The sequence below is a fragment of the Poseidonibacter lekithochrous genome (assembly GCF_013283835.1).
GTDB classification, from domain to species: domain Bacteria; phylum Campylobacterota; class Campylobacteria; order Campylobacterales; family Arcobacteraceae; genus Poseidonibacter; species Poseidonibacter lekithochrous.
In genome coordinates this window covers 3,307,759-3,331,378 of sequence record NZ_CP054052.1, presented here as the reverse complement: position 1 = coordinate 3,331,378, position 23,620 = coordinate 3,307,759, and the positions used below count along the sequence as shown (strand labels likewise).

The window sequence follows — 23,620 nt, the reverse complement described above, 5'->3', positions numbered from 1 at the left end:
CTAAGGATAACAAATGAAACTTACGATAAAACTTGAAAATGGCTCAATTAAGGTTGTTGAACTAAACAAAGATTTAGAATTCACAGTAGCAAAAGGAGAACAATATGTATTCTCTAATGGCTTCACAAATTATGTATTAAACTTCAAAGATGATCAAGAATCTATAGTTCTTGTATTCAACATTGATGGTAAATCAGTGCAAGTTGTACTAAATGGAATTGTTCCTCATCTTCAGGATAATATTCCTGGTATGGATAGTCCAACGGCTGTAATTATCAATAAAAATGTTGATGATGAGTCTCTTGATACTATTATGGAGAATACTGCATTTAATGGTAGTGAAATTTTAGATCAGTTAGCACTTTTATCTTCAAAACCTATTGAATTAGGTGTTGATGGGGATGATAGTTTATCTTTAATTACTAGTTTTGAATCTTTAGTTGGTTCATTAGGTGCAGCAGCAGCTGGTCCTGATGCTGGTGGTGACACTAATTCTGATGGGTCTACTTTTAATACTATCTTTGGAAACATTGATGATCCTTTATCTCCTATTGCTACTTCTGATTCTTGGGTTAACCTACCAGAATCAATCTCTTCTACTGGTATTGAAACAGACGGTACACCTGTTATCCCTACTATTTCTATTTCTGATTCTACTGTTAATGAAACAGCAGGACAAATTTCTTTTGTTATTACTTTAGACCAAGCTACTACAAATACAGTTTTAGTTAATTATTCTACTTTAGATGGAACAGCCTTATCTGGACTTGATTATACTGCTTCAGCTGGTTCAATTATATTTTTACCTGGGGAAGTTTCAAAAACAATAAATATTCCAGTTAATAATGACAATATTTATGAAATCTCAGAAAACTTACTAATTAATTTAGATGCTCCTATTAATGCTACTATTACAGATGGTCAAGCTACAGGGACGATTATAGATACTAATTTACCTGCTTTTAGCATTCAAGGTGTTGAAGTTATTGAAGGTGAATATGCTGTATTTACTGTTGATTTAGATAGTGCAAGTGCCAGAGATATTACAATTTCATTAGCAACTAAAGATGGAAGTGCTACTTCAAATGATTATCTTCCTCAGACAGAAATTTTAGTAAATGGTTCATGGGTAGATTCTTCTACTGTAACGATTCCAGCAGGAGATATTTCGGTTCAAGTAAGAGTAAAAACTTTAAATGATGCATTAAAAGAACCCTTAGAAACATTTGATTTAGAAGGTACTTTATCTTCAGGACTTACTTCTAATACAACTGCATCAGGTACTTCTTCAATTTCTGATAATAATATTATTACATCAGAAGATACAGCCTTAGTATCAATTGCAGGTGAACAAACAATTGTTGAAGGTGAAACATCAACAGCATATACAGTAAGCGTTGATCAACCAGCAGCAGATGTAACATCACCAATTACAGTAGAGATTACATATTCTGGTGTAGCAGCAGATGGAAAAGACTTCACAAAAGTTGCAAGTGTAACAATTCCAGCAGGATCTAACTCAGTTGATTTCAATATTACAACACTAGATGATGTATTAGCAGAAGGGTCTGAAGTATTTACAATGACTATTGGAGCTATCACTGATAGTAACTTTGAGCACATAGCAGCAAAAACAGGTGCTAATAGTGTAGATACAACAATTGTAGATGATAAAGATCCAGATACAACAGAACCAACAACTGAAACAGCCTTAGTATCAATTGCAGGTGAACAAACAATTGTTGAAGGTGAAACATCAACAGCATATACAGTAAGCGTTGATCAACCAGCAGCAGATGTAACATCACCAATTACAGTAGAGATTACATATTCTGGTGTAGCAGCAGATGGAAAAGACTTCACAAAAGTTGCAAGTGTAACAATTCCAGCAGGATCTAACTCAGTTGATTTCAATATTACAACACTAGATGATGTATTAGCAGAAGGGTCTGAAGTATTTACAATGACTATTGGAGCTATCACTGATAGTAACTTTGAGCACATAGCAGCAAAAACAGGTGCTAATAGTGTAGATACAACAATTGTAGATGATAAAGATCCAGATACAACAGAACCAACAACTGAAACAGCCTTAGTATCAATTGCAGGTGAACAAACAATTGTTGAAGGTGAAACATCAACAGCATATACAGTAAGCGTTGATCAACCAGCAGCAGATGTAACATCACCAATTACAGTAGAGATTACATATTCTGGTGTAGCAGCAGATGGAAAAGACTTCACAAAAGTTGCAAGTGTAACAATTCCAGCAGGATCTAACTCAGTTGATTTCAATATTACAACACTAGATGATGTATTAGCAGAAGGGTCTGAAGTATTTACAATGACTATTGGAGCTATCACTGATAGTAACTTTGAGCACATAGCAGCAAAAACAGGTGCTAATAGTGTAGATACAACAATTGTAGATGATAAAGATCCAGATACAACAGAACCAACAACTGAAACAGCCTTAGTATCAATTGCAGGTGAACAAACAATTGTTGAAGGTGAAACATCAACAGCATATACAGTAAGCGTTGATCAACCAGCAGCAGATGTAACATCACCAATTACAGTAGAGATTACATATTCTGGTGTAGCAGCAGATGGAAAAGACTTCACAAAAGTTGCAAGTGTAACAATTCCAGCAGGATCTAACTCAGTTGATTTCAATATTACAACACTAGATGATGTATTAGCAGAAGGGTCTGAAGTATTTACAATGACTATTGGAGCTATCACTGATAGTAACTTTGAGCACATAGCAGCAAAAACAGGTGCTAATAGTGTAGATACAACAATTGTAGATGATAAAGATCCAGATACAACAGAACCAACAACTGAAACAGCCTTAGTATCAATTGCAGGTGAACAAACAATTGTTGAAGGTGAAACATCAACAGCATATACAGTAAGCGTTGATCAACCAGCAGCAGATGTAACATCACCAATTACAGTAGAGATTACATATTCTGGTGTAGCAGCAGATGGAAAAGACTTCACAAAAGTTGCAAGTGTAACAATTCCAGCAGGATCTAACTCAGTTGATTTCAATATTACAACACTAGATGATGTATTAGCAGAAGGGTCTGAAGTATTTACAATGACTATTGGAGCTATCACTGATAGTAACTTTGAGCACATAGCAGCAAAAACAGGTGCTAATAGTGTAGATACAACAATTGTAGATGATAAAGATCCAGATACAACAGAACCAACAACTGAAACAGCCTTAGTATCAATTGCAGGTGAACAAACAATTGTTGAAGGTGAAACATCAACAGCATATACAGTAAGCGTTGATCAACCAGCAGCAGATGTAACATCACCAATTACAGTAGAGATTACATATTCTGGTGTAGCAGCAGATGGAAAAGACTTCACAAAAGTTGCAAGTGTAACAATTCCAGCAGGATCTAACTCAGTTGATTTCAATATTACAACACTAGATGATGTATTAGCAGAAGGGTCTGAAGTATTTACAATGACTATTGGAGCTATCACTGATAGTAACTTTGAGCACATAGCAGCAAAAACAGGTGCTAATAGTGTAGATACAACAATTGTAGATGATAAAGATCCAGATACAACAGAACCAACAACTGAAACAGCCTTAGTATCAATTGCAGGTGAACAAACAATTGTTGAAGGTGAAACATCAACAGCATATACAGTAAGCGTTGATCAACCAGCAGCAGATGTAACATCACCAATTACAGTAGAGATTACATATTCTGGTGTAGCAGCAGATGGAAAAGACTTCACAAAAGTTGCAAGTGTAACAATTCCAGCAGGATCTAACTCAGTTGATTTCAATATTACAACACTAGATGATGTATTAGCAGAAGGGTCTGAAGTATTTACAATGACTATTGGAGCTATCACTGATAGTAACTTTGAGCACATAGCAGCAAAAACAGGTGCTAATAGTGTAGATACAACAATTGTAGATGATAAAGATCCAGATACAACAGAACCAACAACTGAAACAGCCTTAGTATCAATTGCAGGTGAACAAACAATTGTTGAAGGTGAAACATCAACAGCATATACAGTAAGCGTTGATCAACCAGCAGCAGATGTAACATCACCAATTACAGTAGAGATTACATATTCTGGTGTAGCAGCAGATGGAAAAGACTTCACAAAAGTTGCAAGTGTAACAATTCCAGCAGGATCTAACTCAGTTGATTTCAATATTACAACACTAGATGATGTATTAGCAGAAGGGTCTGAAGTATTTACAATGACTATTGGAGCTATCACTGATAGTAACTTTGAGCACATAGCAGCAAAAACAGGTGCTAATAGTGTAGATACAACAATTGTAGATGATAAAGATCCAGATACAACAGAACCAACAACTGAAACAGCCTTAGTATCAATTGCAGGTGAACAAACAATTGTTGAAGGTGAAACATCAACAGCATATACAGTAAGCGTTGATCAACCAGCAGCAGATGTAACATCACCAATTACAGTAGAGATTACATATTCTGGTGTAGCAGCAGATGGAAAAGACTTCACAAAAGTTGCAAGTGTAACAATTCCAGCAGGATCTAACTCAGTTGATTTCAATATTACAACACTAGATGATGTATTAGCAGAAGGGTCTGAAGTATTTACAATGACTATTGGAGCTATCACTGATAGTAACTTTGAGCACATAGCAGCAAAAACAGGTGCTAATAGTGTAGATACAACAATTGTAGATGATAAAGATCCAGATACAACAGAACCAACAACTGAAACAGCCTTAGTATCAATTGCAGGTGAACAAACAATTGTTGAAGGTGAAACATCAACAGCATATACAGTAAGCGTTGATCAACCAGCAGCAGATGTAACATCACCAATTACAGTAGAGATTACATATTCTGGTGTAGCAGCAGATGGAAAAGACTTCACAAAAGTTGCAAGTGTAACAATTCCAGCAGGATCTAACTCAGTTGATTTCAATATTACAACACTAGATGATGTATTAGCAGAAGGGTCTGAAGTATTTACAATGACTATTGGAGCTATCACTGATAGTAACTTTGAGCACATAGCAGCAAAAACAGGTGCTAATAGTGTAGATACAACAATTGTAGATGATAAAGATCCAGATACAACAGAACCAACAACTGAAACAGCCTTAGTATCAATTGCAGGTGAACAAACAATTGTTGAAGGTGAAACATCAACAGCATATACAGTAAGCGTTGATCAACCAGCAGCAGATGTAACATCACCAATTACAGTAGAGATTACATATTCTGGTGTAGCAGCAGATGGAAAAGACTTCACAAAAGTTGCAAGTGTAACAATTCCAGCAGGATCTAACTCAGTTGATTTCAATATTACAACACTAGATGATGTATTAGCAGAAGGGTCTGAAGTATTTACAATGACTATTGGAGCTATCACTGATAGTAACTTTGAGCACATAGCAGCAAAAACAGGTGCTAATAGTGTAGATACAACAATTGTAGATGATAAAGATCCAGATACAACAGAACCAACAACTGAAACAGCCTTAGTATCAATTGCAGGTGAACAAACAATTGTTGAAGGTGAAACATCAACAGCATATACAGTAAGCGTTGATCAACCAGCAGCAGATGTAACATCACCAATTACAGTAGAGATTACATATTCTGGTGTAGCAGCAGATGGAAAAGACTTCACAAAAGTTGCAAGTGTAACAATTCCAGCAGGATCTAACTCAGTTGATTTCAATATTACAACACTAGATGATGTATTAGCAGAAGGGTCTGAAGTATTTACAATGACTATTGGAGCTATCACTGATAGTAACTTTGAGCACATAGCAGCAAAAACAGGTGCTAATAGTGTAGATACAACAATTGTAGATGATAAAGATCCAGATACAACAGAACCAACAACTGAAACAGCCTTAGTATCAATTGCAGGTGAACAAACAATTGTTGAAGGTGAAACATCAACAGCATATACAGTAAGCGTTGATCAACCAGCAGCAGATGTAACATCACCAATTACAGTAGAGATTACATATTCTGGTGTAGCAGCAGATGGAAAAGACTTCACAAAAGTTGCAAGTGTAACAATTCCAGCAGGATCTAACTCAGTTGATTTCAATATTACAACACTAGATGATGTATTAGCAGAAGGGTCTGAAGTATTTACAATGACTATTGGAGCTATCACTGATAGTAACTTTGAGCACATAGCAGCAAAAACAGGTGCTAATAGTGTAGATACAACAATTGTAGATGATAAAGATCCAGATACAACAGAACCAACAACTGAAACAGCCTTAGTATCAATTGCAGGTGAACAAACAATTGTTGAAGGTGAAACATCAACAGCATATACAGTAAGCGTTGATCAACCAGCAGCAGATGTAACATCACCAATTACAGTAGAGATTACATATTCTGGTGTAGCAGCAGATGGAAAAGACTTCACAAAAGTTGCAAGTGTAACAATTCCAGCAGGATCTAACTCAGTTGATTTCAATATTACAACACTAGATGATGTATTAGCAGAAGGGTCTGAAGTATTTACAATGACTATTGGAGCTATCACTGATAGTAACTTTGAGCACATAGCAGCAAAAACAGGTGCTAATAGTGTAGATACAACAATTGTAGATGATAAAGATCCAGATACAACAGAACCAACAACTGAAACAGCCTTAGTATCAATTGCAGGTGAACAAACAATTGTTGAAGGTGAAACATCAACAGCATATACAGTAAGCGTTGATCAACCAGCAGCAGATGTAACATCACCAATTACAGTAGAGATTACATATTCTGGTGTAGCAGCAGATGGAAAAGACTTCACAAAAGTTGCAAGTGTAACAATTCCAGCAGGATCTAACTCAGTTGATTTCAATATTACAACACTAGATGATGTATTAGCAGAAGGGTCTGAAGTATTTACAATGACTATTGGAGCTATCACTGATAGTAACTTTGAGCACATAGCAGCAAAAACAGGTGCTAATAGTGTAGATACAACAATTGTAGATGATAAAGATCCAGATACAACAGAACCAACAACTGAAACAGCCTTAGTATCAATTGCAGGTGAACAAACAATTGTTGAAGGTGAAACATCAACAGCATATACAGTAAGCGTTGATCAACCAGCAGCAGATGTAACATCACCAATTACAGTAGAGATTACATATTCTGGTGTAGCAGCAGATGGAAAAGACTTCACAAAAGTTGCAAGTGTAACAATTCCAGCAGGATCTAACTCAGTTGATTTCAATATTACAACACTAGATGATGTATTAGCAGAAGGGTCTGAAGTATTTACAATGACTATTGGAGCTATCACTGATAGTAACTTTGAGCACATAGCAGCAAAAACAGGTGCTAATAGTGTAGATACAACAATTGTAGATGATAAAGATCCAGATACAACAGAACCAACAACTGAAACAGCCTTAGTATCAATTGCAGGTGAACAAACAATTGTTGAAGGTGAAACATCAACAGCATATACAGTAAGCGTTGATCAACCAGCAGCAGATGTAACATCACCAATTACAGTAGAGATTACATATTCTGGTGTAGCAGCAGATGGAAAAGACTTCACAAAAGTTGCAAGTGTAACAATTCCAGCAGGATCTAACTCAGTTGATTTCAATATTACAACACTAGATGATGTATTAGCAGAAGGGTCTGAAGTATTTACAATGACTATTGGAGCTATCACTGATAGTAACTTTGAGCACATAGCAGCAAAAACAGGTGCTAATAGTGTAGATACAACAATTGTAGATGATAAAGATCCAGATACAACAGAACCAACAACTGAAACAGCCTTAGTATCAATTGCAGGTGAACAAACAATTGTTGAAGGTGAAACATCAACAGCATATACAGTAAGCGTTGATCAACCAGCAGCAGATGTAACATCACCAATTACAGTAGAGATTACATATTCTGGTGTAGCAGCAGATGGAAAAGACTTCACAAAAGTTGCAAGTGTAACAATTCCAGCAGGATCTAACTCAGTTGATTTCAATATTACAACACTAGATGATGTATTAGCAGAAGGGTCTGAAGTATTTACAATGACTATTGGAGCTATCACTGATAGTAACTTTGAGCACATAGCAGCAAAAACAGGTGCTAATAGTGTAGATACAACAATTGTAGATGATAAAGATCCAGATACAACAGAACCAACAACTGAAACAGCCTTAGTATCAATTGCAGGTGAACAAACAATTGTTGAAGGTGAAACATCAACAGCATATACAGTAAGCGTTGATCAACCAGCAGCAGATGTAACATCACCAATTACAGTAGAGATTACATATTCTGGTGTAGCAGCAGATGGAAAAGACTTCACAAAAGTTGCAAGTGTAACAATTCCAGCAGGATCTAACTCAGTTGATTTCAATATTACAACACTAGATGATGTATTAGCAGAAGGGTCTGAAGTATTTACAATGACTATTGGAGCTATCACTGATAGTAACTTTGAGCACATAGCAGCAAAAACAGGTGCTAATAGTGTAGATACAACAATTGTAGATGATAAAGATCCAGATACAACAGAACCAACAACTGAAACAGCCTTAGTATCAATTGCAGGTGAACAAACAATTGTTGAAGGTGAAACATCAACAGCATATACAGTAAGCGTTGATCAACCAGCAGCAGATGTAACATCACCAATTACAGTAGAGATTACATATTCTGGTGTAGCAGCAGATGGAAAAGACTTCACAAAAGTTGCAAGTGTAACAATTCCAGCAGGATCTAACTCAGTTGATTTCAATATTACAACACTAGATGATGTATTAGCAGAAGGGTCTGAAGTATTTACAATGACTATTGGAGCTATCACTGATAGTAACTTTGAGCACATAGCAGCAAAAACAGGTGCTAATAGTGTAGATACAACAATTGTAGATGATAAAGATCCAGATACAACAGAACCAACAACTGAAACAGCCTTAGTATCAATTGCAGGTGAACAAACAATTGTTGAAGGTGAAACATCAACAGCATATACAGTAAGCGTTGATCAACCAGCAGCAGATGTAACATCACCAATTACAGTAGAGATTACATATTCTGGTGTAGCAGCAGATGGAAAAGACTTCACAAAAGTTGCAAGTGTAACAATTCCAGCAGGATCTAACTCAGTTGATTTCAATATTACAACACTAGATGATGTATTAGCAGAAGGGTCTGAAGTATTTACAATGACTATTGGAGCTATCACTGATAGTAACTTTGAGCACATAGCAGCAAAAACAGGTGCTAATAGTGTAGATACAACAATTGTAGATGATAAAGATCCAGATACAACAGAACCAACAACTGAAACAGCCTTAGTATCAATTGCAGGTGAACAAACAATTGTTGAAGGTGAAACATCAACAGCATATACAGTAAGCGTTGATCAACCAGCAGCAGATGTAACATCACCAATTACAGTAGAGATTACATATTCTGGTGTAGCAGCAGATGGAAAAGACTTCACAAAAGTTGCAAGTGTAACAATTCCAGCAGGATCTAACTCAGTTGATTTCAATATTACAACACTAGATGATGTATTAGCAGAAGGGTCTGAAGTATTTACAATGACTATTGGAGCTATCACTGATAGTAACTTTGAGCACATAGCAGCAAAAACAGGTGCTAATAGTGTAGATACAACAATTGTAGATGATAAAGATCCAGATACAACAGAACCAACAACTGAAACAGCCTTAGTATCAATTGCAGGTGAACAAACAATTGTTGAAGGTGAAACATCAACAGCATATACAGTAAGCGTTGATCAACCAGCAGCAGATGTAACATCACCAATTACAGTAGAGATTACATATTCTGGTGTAGCAGCAGATGGAAAAGACTTCACAAAAGTTGCAAGTGTAACAATTCCAGCAGGATCTAACTCAGTTGATTTCAATATTACAACACTAGATGATGTATTAGCAGAAGGGTCTGAAGTATTTACAATGACTATTGGAGCTATCACTGATAGTAACTTTGAGCACATAGCAGCAAAAACAGGTGCTAATAGTGTAGATACAACAATTGTAGATGATAAAGATCCAGATACAACAGAACCAACAACTGAAACAGCCTTAGTATCAATTGCAGGTGAACAAACAATTGTTGAAGGTGAAACATCAACAGCATATACAGTAAGCGTTGATCAACCAGCAGCAGATGTAACATCACCAATTACAGTAGAGATTACATATTCTGGTGTAGCAGCAGATGGAAAAGACTTCACAAAAGTTGCAAGTGTAACAATTCCAGCAGGATCTAACTCAGTTGATTTCAATATTACAACACTAGATGATGTATTAGCAGAAGGGTCTGAAGTATTTACAATGACTATTGGAGCTATCACTGATAGTAACTTTGAGCACATAGCAGCAAAAACAGGTGCTAATAGTGTAGATACAACAATTGTAGATGATAAAGATCCAGATACAACAGAACCAACAACTGAAACAGCCTTAGTATCAATTGCAGGTGAACAAACAATTGTTGAAGGTGAAACATCAACAGCATATACAGTAAGCGTTGATCAACCAGCAGCAGATGTAACATCACCAATTACAGTAGAGATTACATATTCTGGTGTAGCAGCAGATGGAAAAGACTTCACAAAAGTTGCAAGTGTAACAATTCCAGCAGGATCTAACTCAGTTGATTTCAATATTACAACACTAGATGATGTATTAGCAGAAGGGTCTGAAGTATTTACAATGACTATTGGAGCTATCACTGATAGTAACTTTGAGCACATAGCAGCAAAAACAGGTGCTAATAGTGTAGATACAACAATTGTAGATGATAAAGATCCAGATACAACAGAACCAACAACTGAAACAGCCTTAGTATCAATTGCAGGTGAACAAACAATTGTTGAAGGTGAAACATCAACAGCATATACAGTAAGCGTTGATCAACCAGCAGCAGATGTAACATCACCAATTACAGTAGAGATTACATATTCTGGTGTAGCAGCAGATGGAAAAGACTTCACAAAAGTTGCAAGTGTAACAATTCCAGCAGGATCTAACTCAGTTGATTTCAATATTACAACACTAGATGATGTATTAGCAGAAGGGTCTGAAGTATTTACAATGACTATTGGAGCTATCACTGATAGTAACTTTGAGCACATAGCAGCAAAAACAGGTGCTAATAGTGTAGATACAACAATTGTAGATGATAAAGATCCAGATACAACAGAACCAACAACTGAAACAGCCTTAGTATCAATTGCAGGTGAACAAACAATTGTTGAAGGTGAAACATCAACAGCATATACAGTAAGCGTTGATCAACCAGCAGCAGATGTAACATCACCAATTACAGTAGAGATTACATATTCTGGTGTAGCAGCAGATGGAAAAGACTTCACAAAAGTTGCAAGTGTAACAATTCCAGCAGGATCTAACTCAGTTGATTTCAATATTACAACACTAGATGATGTATTAGCAGAAGGGTCTGAAGTATTTACAATGACTATTGGAGCTATCACTGATAGTAACTTTGAGCACATAGCAGCAAAAACAGGTGCTAATAGTGTAGATACAACAATTGTAGATGATAAAGATCCAGATACAACAGAACCAACAACTGAAACAGCCTTAGTATCAATTGCAGGTGAACAAACAATTGTTGAAGGTGAAACATCAACAGCATATACAGTAAGCGTTGATCAACCAGCAGCAGATGTAACATCACCAATTACAGTAGAGATTACATATTCTGGTGTAGCAGCAGATGGAAAAGACTTCACAAAAGTTGCAAGTGTAACAATTCCAGCAGGATCTAACTCAGTTGATTTCAATATTACAACACTAGATGATGTATTAGCAGAAGGGTCTGAAGTATTTACAATGACTATTGGAGCTATCACTGATAGTAACTTTGAGCACATAGCAGCAAAAACAGGTGCTAATAGTGTAGATACAACAATTGTAGATGATAAAGATCCAGATACAACAGAACCAACAACTGAAACAGCCTTAGTATCAATTGCAGGTGAACAAACAATTGTTGAAGGTGAAACATCAACAGCATATACAGTAAGCGTTGATCAACCAGCAGCAGATGTAACATCACCAATTACAGTAGAGATTACATATTCTGGTGTAGCAGCAGATGGAAAAGACTTCACAAAAGTTGCAAGTGTAACAATTCCAGCAGGATCTAACTCAGTTGATTTCAATATTACAACACTAGATGATGTATTAGCAGAAGGGTCTGAAGTATTTACAATGACTATTGGAGCTATCACTGATAGTAACTTTGAGCACATAGCAGCAAAAACAGGTGCTAATAGTGTAGATACAACAATTGTAGATGATAAAGATCCAGATACAACAGAACCAACAACTGAAACAGCCTTAGTATCAATTGCAGGTGAACAAACAATTGTTGAAGGTGAAACATCAACAGCATATACAGTAAGCGTTGATCAACCAGCAGCAGATGTAACATCACCAATTACAGTAGAGATTACATATTCTGGTGTAGCAGCAGATGGAAAAGACTTCACAAAAGTTGCAAGTGTAACAATTCCAGCAGGATCTAACTCAGTTGATTTCAATATTACAACACTAGATGATGTATTAGCAGAAGGGTCTGAAGTATTTACAATGACTATTGGAGCTATCACTGATAGTAACTTTGAGCACATAGCAGCAAAAACAGGTGCTAATAGTGTAGATACAACAATTGTAGATGATAAAGATCCAGATACAACAGAACCAACAACTGAAACAGCCTTAGTATCAATTGCAGGTGAACAAACAATTGTTGAAGGTGAAACATCAACAGCATATACAGTAAGCGTTGATCAACCAGCAGCAGATGTAACATCACCAATTACAGTAGAGATTACATATTCTGGTGTAGCAGCAGATGGAAAAGACTTCACAAAAGTTGCAAGTGTAACAATTCCAGCAGGATCTAACTCAGTTGATTTCAATATTACAACACTAGATGATGTATTAGCAGAAGGGTCTGAAGTATTTACAATGACTATTGGAGCTATCACTGATAGTAACTTTGAGCACATAGCAGCAAAAACAGGTGCTAATAGTGTAGATACAACAATTGTAGATGATAAAGATCCAGATACAACAGAACCAACAACTGAAACAGCCTTAGTATCAATTGCAGGTGAACAAACAATTGTTGAAGGTGAAACATCAACAGCATATACAGTAAGCGTTGATCAACCAGCAGCAGATGTAACATCACCAATTACAGTAGAGATTACATATTCTGGTGTAGCAGCAGATGGAAAAGACTTCACAAAAGTTGCAAGTGTAACAATTCCAGCAGGATCTAACTCAGTTGATTTCAATATTACAACACTAGATGATGTATTAGCAGAAGGGTCTGAAGTATTTACAATGACTATTGGAGCTATCACTGATAGTAACTTTGAGCACATAGCAGCAAAAACAGGTGCTAATAGTGTAGATACAACAATTGTAGATGATAAAGATCCAGATACAACAGAACCAACAACTGAAACAGCCTTAGTATCAATTGCAGGTGAACAAACAATTGTTGAAGGTGAAACATCAACAGCATATACAGTAAGCGTTGATCAACCAGCAGCAGATGTAACATCACCAATTACAGTAGAGATTACATATTCTGGTGTAGCAGCAGATGGAAAAGACTTCACAAAAGTTGCAAGTGTAACAATTCCAGCAGGATCTAACTCAGTTGATTTCAATATTACAACACTAGATGATGTATTAGCAGAAGGGTCTGAAGTATTTACAATGACTATTGGAGCTATCACTGATAGTAACTTTGAGCACATAGCAGCAAAAACAGGTGCTAATAGTGTAGATACAACAATTGTAGATGATAAAGATCCAGATACAACAGAACCAACAACTGAAACAGCCTTAGTATCAATTGCAGGTGAACAAACAATTGTTGAAGGTGAAACATCAACAGCATATACAGTAAGCGTTGATCAACCAGCAGCAGATGTAACATCACCAATTACAGTAGAGATTACATATTCTGGTGTAGCAGCAGATGGAAAAGACTTCACAAAAGTTGCAAGTGTAACAATTCCAGCAGGATCTAACTCAGTTGATTTCAATATTACAACACTAGATGATGTATTAGCAGAAGGGTCTGAAGTATTTACAATGACTATTGGAGCTATCACTGATAGTAACTTTGAGCACATAGCAGCAAAAACAGGTGCTAATAGTGTAGATACAACAATTGTAGATGATAAAGATCCAGATACAACAGAACCAACAACTGAAACAGCCTTAGTATCAATTGCAGGTGAACAAACAATTGTTGAAGGTGAAACATCAACAGCATATACAGTAAGCGTTGATCAACCAGCAGCAGATGTAACATCACCAATTACAGTAGAGATTACATATTCTGGTGTAGCAGCAGATGGAAAAGACTTCACAAAAGTTGCAAGTGTAACAATTCCAGCAGGATCTAACTCAGTTGATTTCAATATTACAACACTAGATGATGTATTAGCAGAAGGGTCTGAAGTATTTACAATGACTATTGGAGCTATCACTGATAGTAACTTTGAGCACATAGCAGCAAAAACAGGTGCTAATAGTGTAGATACAACAATTGTAGATGATAAAGATCCAGATACAACAGAACCAACAACTGAAACAGCCTTAGTATCAATTGCAGGTGAACAAACAATTGTTGAAGGTGAAACATCAACAGCATATACAGTAAGCGTTGATCAACCAGCAGCAGATGTAACATCACCAATTACAGTAGAGATTACATATTCTGGTGTAGCAGCAGATGGAAAAGACTTCACAAAAGTTGCAAGTGTAACAATTCCAGCAGGATCTAACTCAGTTGATTTCAATATTACAACACTAGATGATGTATTAGCAGAAGGGTCTGAAGTATTTACAATGACTATTGGAGCTATCACTGATAGTAACTTTGAGCACATAGCAGCAAAAACAGGTGCTAATAGTGTAGATACAACAATTGTAGATGATAAAGATCCAGATACAACAGAACCAACAACTGAAACAGCCTTAGTATCAATTGCAGGTGAACAAACAATTGTTGAAGGTGAAACATCAACAGCATATACAGTAAGCGTTGATCAACCAGCAGCAGATGTAACATCACCAATTACAGTAGAGATTACATATTCTGGTGTAGCAGCAGATGGAAAAGACTTCACAAAAGTTGCAAGTGTAACAATTCCAGCAGGATCTAACTCAGTTGATTTCAATATTACAACACTAGATGATGTATTAGCAGAAGGGTCTGAAGTATTTACAATGACTATTGGAGCTATCACTGATAGTAACTTTGAGCACATAGCAGCAAAAACAGGTGCTAATAGTGTAGATACAACAATTGTAGATGATAAAGATCCAGATACAACAGAACCAACAACTGAAACAGCCTTAGTATCAATTGCAGGTGAACAAACAATTGTTGAAGGTGAAACATCAACAGCATATACAGTAAGCGTTGATCAACCAGCAGCAGATGTAACATCACCAATTACAGTAGAGATTACATATTCTGGTGTAGCAGCAGATGGAAAAGACTTCACAAAAGTTGCAAGTGTAACAATTCCAGCAGGATCTAACTCAGTTGATTTCAATATTACAACACTAGATGATGTATTAGCAGAAGGGTCTGAAGTATTTACAATGACTATTGGAGCTATCACTGATAGTAACTTTGAGCACATAGCAGCAAAAACAGGTGCTAATAGTGTAGATACAACAATTGTAGATGATAAAGATCCAGATACAACAGAACCAACAACTGAAACAGCCTTAGTATCAATTGCAGGTGAACAAACAATTGTTGAAGGTGAAACATCAACAGCATATACAGTAAGCGTTGATCAACCAGCAGCAGATGTAACATCACCAATTACAGTAGAGATTACATATTCTGGTGTAGCAGCAGATGGAAAAGACTTCACAAAAGTTGCAAGTGTAACAATTCCAGCAGGATCTAACTCAGTTGATTTCAATATTACAACACTAGATGATGTATTAGCAGAAGGGTCTGAAGTATTTACAATGACTATTGGAGCTATCACTGATAGTAACTTTGAGCACATAGCAGCAAAAACAGGTGCTAATAGTGTAGATACAACAATTGTAGATGATAAAGATCCAGATACAACAGAACCAACAACTGAAACAGCCTTAGTATCAATTGCAGGTGAACAAACAATTGTTGAAGGTGAAACATCAACAGCATATACAGTAAGCGTTGATCAACCAGCAGCAGATGTAACATCACCAATTACAGTAGAGATTACATATTCTGGTGTAGCAGCAGATGGAAAAGACTTCACAAAAGTTGCAAGTGTAACAATTCCAGCAGGATCTAACTCAGTTGATTTCAATATTACAACACTAGATGATGTATTAGCAGAAGGGTCTGAAGTATTTACAATGACTATTGGAGCTATCACTGATAGTAACTTTGAGCACATAGCAGCAAAAACAGGTGCTAATAGTGTAGATACAACAATTGTAGATAATGACAGTCTATCAATGAATATTGACTCTGTACAAGTAGATGAAGATGCATTATTAGGTACAGATGATTTAGATAACTATGATCCAGATATTAAAGAATTTACGGGAAGCCTTGGATTAAATGTAGAAAATGTTGCAGAAGTTAATTTAATGTTTGAAGGTGGACAATCTACATCTTTAACTTCTAAGGGTGAAATGATTGATATCAATTATTCAAATAACAATGAAACTATAAAAGGTGTTTCAAAAGACGGTAGAGAAATCTTTGAAATTACTTTAGATGAAAGTACAGGTGAGTATACATTTAAATTAAAAGATGTAGTTGATCATCCAGATGTTACAAGTGAAGATTTAATTAGTAATATTGACTTTAATGTAATTGCAGTTAGAGGTTCTGATATAACTGCAAGTAAGATTAATATTAGCATTGCAGATGATATTCCTACTGCAAATACAGTAGTAATTGATGCAGATTCACAATATACTGAAACTACTACTAATATTGTTATTGGTATTGATACTTCTGGAAGTATGGGTACTACAAAAATGAATTTAGCTAAAGAAGCTGCAATTAAATTAATTGAAAAATATGAACAAATGGGTAATGTAAATGTAAAAGTTGTAGAGTTTAATACAAATGCAAGTGCTACTACATGGTTTACAGATTCACAAAGTGCAAAAGATTCTATCAATGGATTAAGTGCGGGTGGATATACAAACTACGAAGATACATTAAGACAAACTATTGATACTTTTGATACAAATTCAGATCCAAAACCAAGTGCAGATCAAGATATCTTCTATATGCTTTCTGATGGAGATCCAACAAAAGGTGATATGAATGGAAGTGATGGTATCTCTGGAATAGTTCCTGAGTGGAAGACTTTTGCTGAAAATAACTTTGATGATGTTTATTCAATTGGTATTGGTACAAATGTAGATTTAGATGGAAACTCAAGAGGAAGTTTAGATCAGATTGCTGATGTAGCTAATGGACATGATACATTTGTTGTTAAAAATGTAAATGAATTAACAGATGAATTATTAGCAACAATTGTTAATGTTAATGGTGTATTAGTTATTAACACAGGTGGAAATGAATTAGACTTTAGTTTTGGAGCTGATGGACCTGCTGATGGAAGTGGACCTAAACTTGATGGCGGAAAATTATCATTTACTTGGGGAGATGGTGATTTAAGTGATGGTTCTGGAGTTATTATTAATAATGGTGATGGAACTGGTCCAAATCTTGTTTGGACAGTATTTAACAATGGAAAAGTGATTTTAGGAAAAGATGCTACAAGTGGTCAAATCCTAGTAAAAATTGAAGCTAATAATGTAAATAGTGATAACCCAACATATGAAGTAACTCAATTTGTTCCAAATACAGGAATTACAAAAGTTGAAGTTCCATTTACAGTTGTTGACGGAGATGGAGATGGAGCTACTGCTAATTTATCAATTGACATTGATAGTAACTTTAAAGCCTTTGTTAAATTAAGTGGTGATAGTACAGTTGCAGAAGCTAATGGTGCTACATTAGAGCATACTTTATCTTTAGTAGATCAAAATGGAACAGCTATTAATTTAAGAGAAGGTCAAGTAGTTACAGTTGAATTAAAATATGAAAATGACTCAACTGAATCAAATGACTTTACATCTGCTAAAACTGTAACAGCAGTAATTACTGGAACAGCAGGTGGAGTTAATACAGTACAAATTATTAATAATATTCAAAATGATTCAGTTTATGAAGGTGATGAATCTTATACATTAAGTATTGAGAGTATTTCTTCAAATGTTGCTGGTCTAGGAACAATATTTGCTCATGAAACAAATGGAGTAAAAGATAGTGTAACTGGAACAATTACTGATGAGTTTGATAATATTAAAGCAGAAGTTTCTATTGTAGATTCTGATGATATTAATACTGTTGTTGATGCATCAAGTGGTACAGTTGAAACTGCTAAAATTACTGGTGCTATTAACTTTGGTGATACGATTACAAAACTTGTAGTTACAAATGGTTCACAAAAAGTAGAAATTGACCCAGCAAATGTAACGGTTCAACCAGATGGTACTTTTACTATTGAAAATGTAGATGTAAGTACATTAAATGATGGTGTATTAACTGTTGAGTTAGAAGTACAAAACTCTTCTGGAAATACAGCAAGTGACACAGATACAGTATCAAAAGATACAATTTCTGAAATAAGTATTACATCTGCAAGTATTGATCATATGACAGGATTAGCTAGTGGAACAGTAACAGATGTTGAACCTGGAAGAACAATAAGTATTAAATTTATTGATGATGGTGGATATGAAGTAAGAACAACAACAACTGTAAAACCTGATGGTACATGGGAAATTAGTGAAGATGTAAGTTCATTAACACATGGAAATATTAAAATTGGTGTATTTGTAAATGATAATGCAGGAAACCCAGGTCAAACTTGTGAAGAAGATATTGGAGTATTAAATACTGTTATTGCAAATGATGATTATGGAAAAGATGTTGAGCAAGGTGAAATCGTAATTGCAAAAGCAGTTAATGCAGACCAAGGTACTCCTGATATTACATATTTAGAAGATGGTGGATATGTAGTAGTTTGGGAAGAAGTAAATGGAGCTTCTTATAATGGAGCTGAATATAATAATGATACAGAAAGTACACAGTGGGCAACAAGAGAAAATCATGATATCTTCTCTCAAAGATTTGATAAAGATGGTGAACCTGTAGGTGATGCTATTCAAGTTAATACACATGATGCAAGAGATCAGCATGATGCAAATGTTACAGCTTTACCAAATGGTAGATATTTAGTAACATGGACATCGGATGATGATTATATTAATGTTGATAATTATGATAACTCAAGTAGATATATCAAAGCTAGAATTTATGATGAACATAATAATCCAGTTTGTAATGAATTTACAGTTGCAAGAGCAGAATATGATCCAATTGTTGGATTACCAGATGGTGGATTTATTGTAACTTGGTCAGCTGATGCTAGACATAATAATACAGATCAAGGTGCACAAGATAATCCAATACATTCAGATGTACATGATGGTAGTGAATATGGAGTATTTGGACAAAGATATGATGAGTTTGGTAATGCGATGGGTGATAAATTCCAAATAAATACACATACATTAAATGATCAAATGGATTCTGATATTACTCTTGATTCTAATGGTGACGTTGTTATTACATGGCAATCAGAAAACCAAGATGGAAGTAGTTATGGTATTTATACTCAGAAATTTGAGTTAACTTCTAATGGAGTTACTAAAGTTGGTGATGAAAAACAAGTTAATACTACAACAAATGGTTCTCAAACTGATCCAGAAATCACAGCTTTAACAGATGGAAAAGCAGTTATTACATGGGAAAGTGGAACAGATGTTTATGCACAAATTCTAGATGAAAATGGAGCTAAGGTTGGAATGGAACTTGATGTAACAACAAGTTCAGGGGTTCAGTCTAATCCAGTTGTTACTGCAATTTCTACAGGGTTTATTATTACATGGCAATCAAATGAAAACGGAAACCATGATATTTATTCTCAAAGATTTAATAGTTCTGGTTCTGAAATTGGAGATAAAGTAAAAGTTAACTCAAGTGATATTTCAGATCAAGTGGAACCTACAATTACTACATTATCTGATGGTGGATATATAATTGCATGGCAAAATGGAGATAATATCTCTGCACAAAGATTTAATGCTGATGGTACAACTTATAAAGTTAATTCACTAGACTTAGATGAAGATACATCTATAACTATAGACGTAGCTGATTTAATGGCAAATGATACTGATCCAGAAAGCCATAACTTTAAAATTACAGCTGTTAGTAATGCTCAAAATGGAACAGTTGTATTAAATGATACAAATAATGACGGAACTTATGATTCTGTTACATTTACTCCAAATGAAGATTATAATGGGCCTGCAACATTTGTATATACTTTAACTGATGAAAAAGGTGCAGTTGATACTGCAACTGTTCATTTAGATGTAAAACCAAAAGGTGAACCATCAGTATTTGTTGGTACTTTATGTGATGCAGATGTTAAAGGTCATGATATTACAGTTAATGAAGGTGAAGATGCGATTCTAGCAGTAAGAGTTAGTGGGGCAGAAGCTGGTACTACATTAAGTTTAACATTAAGTGATGGAACAGCATTAAATACTGTAGATTATAACTCTACATTCTATTATGCCTTTGTAAGTGATAGTACAGATATGAATAATATTACTTGGATTGAATATACAGGAGCTGTGAATGTACCTGAAGATTCATCTAGGTTAATAGTAAAAACTGTAACAGTTGATGATAGTAATGATGAAGTAAATGAGCTTTATAACTTAACTGCAACATTAAGTACAGGTGAAACAAATACTGGAACGGTAACTATTGTAGATAATGATGAACCAGGAACTCCACCTGAAGCAAATGATAGACATATTGATTTAGATTGTAGTACTGATACATATACAGCAGGATTAAAATCAGAATACTATGGTGTGGATAGTCAAATTCATAACTTAACAGAGTTTAAAGCTATTGTATCTGCAAATGATCCTGATGCAACATTTACTGCAACTAATATTAATTATGGATATGGTACAGGATCAGTTGGATTAGGTACTAATTTACAAACATTCTTAAAAGGAGATGCTTCATCATTAAGTAATGACCCAGCAGATTCAAGTGATGCGGGGATTAAATTATATGGTAAAGTTTTCTTAGCTGCTGGAACTTATAACTTTAAAGTATATTCAGATGACGGATATGATATTAAAGTTAATGGTCAAAATGTAGCTGATTTTGAATCAAATCAATCTCCAGGTACAAAAGTGCATGATGAGTTTACTATTGCAGAAGATGGTTACTATGATATAGAAATGTTATGGTGGGATCAAGGTGGAGCATATGTATTCCAACCTCAAATATCTTCTGATGGTGGGGCTACATACAAATTCTTAGATTCTTCAATGTTATTTACAGAAGATACTTCATCAAATGATGAAACAGCAATTGAATTTAAAATGGAAGATTTTGTATCAGATGTAGAAGATGATGCAAGTTCAACAATTGTAAAAATTAGAATTGATTCTTTACCTGAAGATGGAGTATTAACAGTAAATGGTACAGCTGTAAAAGTTGGAGATATTTATGATGAAACAGCTGTAATCAAATATACAGCTAATTCAAATATTGAAGATACTTTATATGGTACAACTGCTGATTCAGGAACATTAGCAGAGTGGGGAACAATAACAAATGGTGTAATAACTACTGCTGATGGAAATGCTACAATTAAAGCATATAACAATGGCGTTATTGGAGAGGTTGGATTCTCAAGTGAAAATAATAACAACAGTCATGATGGTTTAGGATTAGGTGTTGTATCACCTGATGGGGATGATGATCAAATTGAAGGAAGCTCTGGGGAGAAACTAGTAGTTGAATTTAAAGAAATTGTTACAAATGCTGAGATTGGATTATCTAGCTTAGGAACTTACTTTACATCTGATTCAATAGACTCAAAAGCTCATTGGGTAGCATTTAAAAATGGAGTTGAAGTAGCCTCAGGTGATGTTCAACAAAGTACAGGTGATTCAAATGATACAACTAACTCATTTAAAATTGATACAGAGTTTGACAAAATAGAATTTACTTCAGTATCTACTTTAAATGCTAATTACTCTATTCAATACATGAATATAGATTATAAAGTTGATGATTCATTTGATTATGTAGCAATTGATTCAGACAATAGAGAATCAGAGAGTGCAAAAGTGACTATTGATTTAGAAACAACAGGTTGTACTATTAGAGATCATTCTGCTGAATCTACAGATTTATCTTTAGTATTAGGTCAAGCTACAGTTATTGATGGAGGATCTAGAGATTTACCTGATGTTACTCAAACACATCCAATAGGTGTTGTTTTAGGTGATCAAAAAGGTGATAGTAATATTTATGGTTCAACACCATCTGATTACGATGAGTCGTATAGTAAATTACTTAATTTTGGTATTGAAAATGCAGGAAAAACTGTGACTTTATCTATGGATGTTACTATTAATGGATCTTGGAATTATGGTTCAGGTTACTATGATGATAATTGGAGTGTTTTTGTAAATTCAGAGCAAAAAGCTATTTATAAATACTCAAGTGATAATGGAAGTAATCCTGATGACTATACTGAAGTAACTAATAATGGTGTTACACAATATAGATATGGAAACTCAGGAGAGAATAGTAATATCTCTAACTTTACTCATACAACTATACCTATTGTTGTAACATTAAATGCACAAGGTAAAGCAAATGTAGTATTGGCGGCTTCTTCAACTGAAAAAGCTGAGAAAGTAACTATTAATTCTATTACAAGTGTTCTTGATGGTGGAGTTGAAGAATTACCAGATACATATGTATATCCTATTGATATTGCAGCTGTATTAAGTGATACAGATGGTAGTGAAACATTGACTGTACGATTAGAAGGAGTACCTTCTTCTGCTGTATTTACATCAAGTATGACATTAACAGATAAAGGGAATGGAATTTGGGAAATAGAAATCCCTGCAGGTCAAAAATCAATTGATGCTGATATTACAATGAGAATATCAGAATCAGATAATGACTTTAACTTAGTTGCAATTGCAAAATCAACTGAATCAGAAAATTCAAGTGAAACTGAAACTATGACATTTAGTGATGAGACAATTGATTTAGAAAGTATTGCTAAACCAAGTTATGAGATTGATACATTAGATTTAGAAAATAATATAAGACAAACTATATCTTTAGATTTAGACGATGTAATTGATTTAACTGATTCCGATAATGAATTAGTAATCAAAGGTGATTTATCAGATAAAGTCGATTTAGATAATACAGAATGGACAAATAGTGGAACTCAAGAGATTGATGGTTCAAACTATAATGTATACACAGGTCTTGGGGCTAACTCAACAGTAAAATTATTAATTGATGATGATATCGAAATAACTCCAGATATTTAATATTTAACAAAATAAGGCAAATAAATTATTTGCCTTATAATT

Annotated in this window: 1 protein-coding gene; it reads left to right on the top strand. The window is 34.9% G+C overall.

Annotation, left to right across the window (positions count from 1 at the left end; all coding sequences use genetic code 11):
- Nucleotides 1–13: 13 nt before the first annotated feature.
- Entirely contained in the window at nucleotides 14–23,578 is a 23,565-nt protein-coding gene (locus ALEK_RS16010) for a Calx-beta domain-containing protein (RefSeq protein WP_173424162.1), read from the top strand.
- Nucleotides 23,579–23,620: the final 42 nt, after the last annotated feature.